The sequence below is a fragment of the Jeotgalicoccus sp. S0W5 genome, assembly GCF_011634875.1.
In the GTDB taxonomy this organism is placed as follows: domain Bacteria; phylum Bacillota; class Bacilli; order Staphylococcales; family Salinicoccaceae; genus Jeotgalicoccus; species Jeotgalicoccus marinus.
The window spans coordinates 33,904-35,565 of sequence record NZ_SIRQ01000005.1; the positions used below are offsets into that span (position 1 = coordinate 33,904).

Sequence of the window (1,662 nt, forward strand, 5' to 3'; positions counted from 1 at the left end):
TGCCGAACCCGAAGGAGCGGATTTACAGTCCGCCGCGTTTAGCCACTTCGCTACCCTTCCGTAAATATGCCGGCCAGAGGACTTGAACCCCCAACCTACTGATTACAAGTCAGTTGCTCTACCAGTTGAGCTAGGCCGGCTTAAAAATGGTGGTTCAGGACGGAATCGAACCGCCGACACTGTGAGCTTCAATCACATGCTCTACCAACTGAGCTACTGAACCACTACATATTATATTATAAATAAAATGGCGGTCCCGACGGGAATCGAACCCGCGATCTCCTGCGTGACAGGCAGGCATGTTAACCGCTACACCACGGGACCATAAAAAATAATTGCGGGAGAAGGATTCGAACCTACGACCTCCGGGTTATGAGCCCGACGAGCTACCACTGCTCCATCCCGCGATAATAATATTAGTTTAAATAAAAATGGCGGAGGAAGAGGGATTCGAACCCCCGCGAGCCGTTAAGCCCCTGTCGGTTTTCAAGACCGATCCCTTCAGCCGAACTTGGGTATTCCTCCGCGATATAAAGTTATGGTGGACCTTGCAGGACTCGAACCTGCGACCCAACGGTTATGAGCCGTTTGCTCTGACCAACTGAGCTAAAGGTCCAACTATGGTGGCGGCAGAGGGGATCGAACCCCCGACCTCACGGGTATGAACCGTACGCTCTAGCCAGCTGAGCTACGCCGCCGAGTTAAATTTTAATAATAATGGTGGAGACTAGCGGGATCGAACCGCTGACCTCCTGCGTGCAAAGCAGGCGCTCTCCCAGCTGAGCTAAGCCCCCATTATATTTATAAGACCTAATCTAAAGATTAGAATCGGGAAGACAGGATTCGAACCTGCGACCCCTTGGTCCCAAACCAAGTGCTCTACCAAGCTGAGCTACTTCCCGTTATTTAATTAAGCGCGCCCAAGAGGAGTCGAACCCCTAACCTTTTGATCCGTAGTCAAACGCTCTATCCAATTGAGCTATGGGCGCATCAGTAAAACTATTTAAATGGTGCCGAGGACCGGAATCGAACCGGTACGATAATCACTTATCGCAGGATTTTAAGTCCTGTGCGTCTGCCAGTTCCGCCACCCCGGCTTAAACTGGAGCGGAAGACGGGATTCGAACCCGCGACCCCCACCTTGGCAAGGTGATGTTCTACCACTGAACTACTTCCGCTGATTATATATTCGTTTTTATAATTTAAAATGGTGCGGGTAAAGGGAGTCGAACCCCCACGCCGTGAGGCGCTAGATCCTAAGTCTAGTGCGTCTGCCAGTTCCGCCATACCCGCGTATAAAATGTGAGCCATGCAGGGTTCGAACCTGCGACCCTCTGATTAAAAGTCAGATGCTCTACCAACTGAGCTAATGGCTCTGATTAAGAGATGGTGCCGGCCAGAGGACTTGAACCCCCAACCTACTGATTACAAGTCAGTTGCTCTACCAGTTGAGCTAGGCCGGCTTAATGGTGGAGAATGACGGGTTCGAACCGCCGACCCTCTGCTTGTAAGGCAGATGCTCTCCCAGCTGAGCTAATTCTCCATTAAGTAAATATTATCTTACATTCTTAATCAAAAATCAATACTTTATTTACAGAAATTATAAAAAATATGTAAGCCTGGCAGCGTCCTACTCTCACGGGACGTCAGTCCAACTACCAT

At 49.8% G+C, this 1,662-nt stretch carries 16 tRNA genes; all 16 read right to left on the reverse strand.

Annotated features, from left to right (window positions below):
- Positions 1 to 67: 67 nt before the first annotated feature.
- A tRNA-Thr gene (locus EYB29_RS08020) sits at positions 68 to 140 on the reverse strand.
- Between the two features lie 7 nt (positions 141 to 147).
- Positions 148 to 223: transfer RNA gene (locus tag EYB29_RS08025), tRNA-Phe, on the reverse strand.
- 25 nt (positions 224 to 248) lie between these two features.
- Positions 249 to 324 (reverse strand) — tRNA-Asp (locus EYB29_RS08030).
- An 11-nt stretch (positions 325 to 335) separates the two neighbouring features.
- Positions 336 to 407, reverse strand: a tRNA-Met gene (locus EYB29_RS08035).
- 25 nt (positions 408 to 432) lie between these two features.
- A tRNA-Ser gene (locus EYB29_RS08040) sits at positions 433 to 525 on the reverse strand.
- 14 nt (positions 526 to 539) lie between these two features.
- Positions 540 to 616 (reverse strand) — tRNA-Ile (locus EYB29_RS08045).
- Positions 617 to 621: 5 nt separating this feature from the next.
- A tRNA-Met gene (locus tag EYB29_RS08050) sits at positions 622 to 698 on the reverse strand.
- Positions 699 to 718: 20 nt separating this feature from the next.
- Positions 719 to 794 (reverse strand) — tRNA-Ala (locus EYB29_RS08055).
- A 34-nt stretch (positions 795 to 828) separates the two neighbouring features.
- Positions 829 to 902, reverse strand: a tRNA-Pro gene (locus EYB29_RS08060).
- Positions 903 to 915: 13 nt separating this feature from the next.
- Positions 916 to 989 (reverse strand) — tRNA-Arg (locus EYB29_RS08065).
- A gap of 19 nt (positions 990 to 1,008) precedes the next feature.
- A tRNA-Leu gene (locus EYB29_RS08070) sits at positions 1,009 to 1,097 on the reverse strand.
- 6 nt (positions 1,098 to 1,103) lie between these two features.
- Positions 1,104 to 1,178, reverse strand: a tRNA-Gly gene (locus tag EYB29_RS08075).
- A 30-nt stretch (positions 1,179 to 1,208) separates the two neighbouring features.
- A tRNA-Leu gene (locus tag EYB29_RS08080) sits at positions 1,209 to 1,293 on the reverse strand.
- 10 nt (positions 1,294 to 1,303) lie between these two features.
- Positions 1,304 to 1,376 (reverse strand) — tRNA-Lys (locus EYB29_RS08085).
- Positions 1,377 to 1,387: 11 nt separating this feature from the next.
- Positions 1,388 to 1,463 (reverse strand) — tRNA-Thr (locus EYB29_RS08090).
- Positions 1,464 to 1,467: 4 nt separating this feature from the next.
- Positions 1,468 to 1,543 (reverse strand) — tRNA-Val (locus tag EYB29_RS08095).
- Positions 1,544 to 1,662 lie beyond the last annotated feature (119 nt).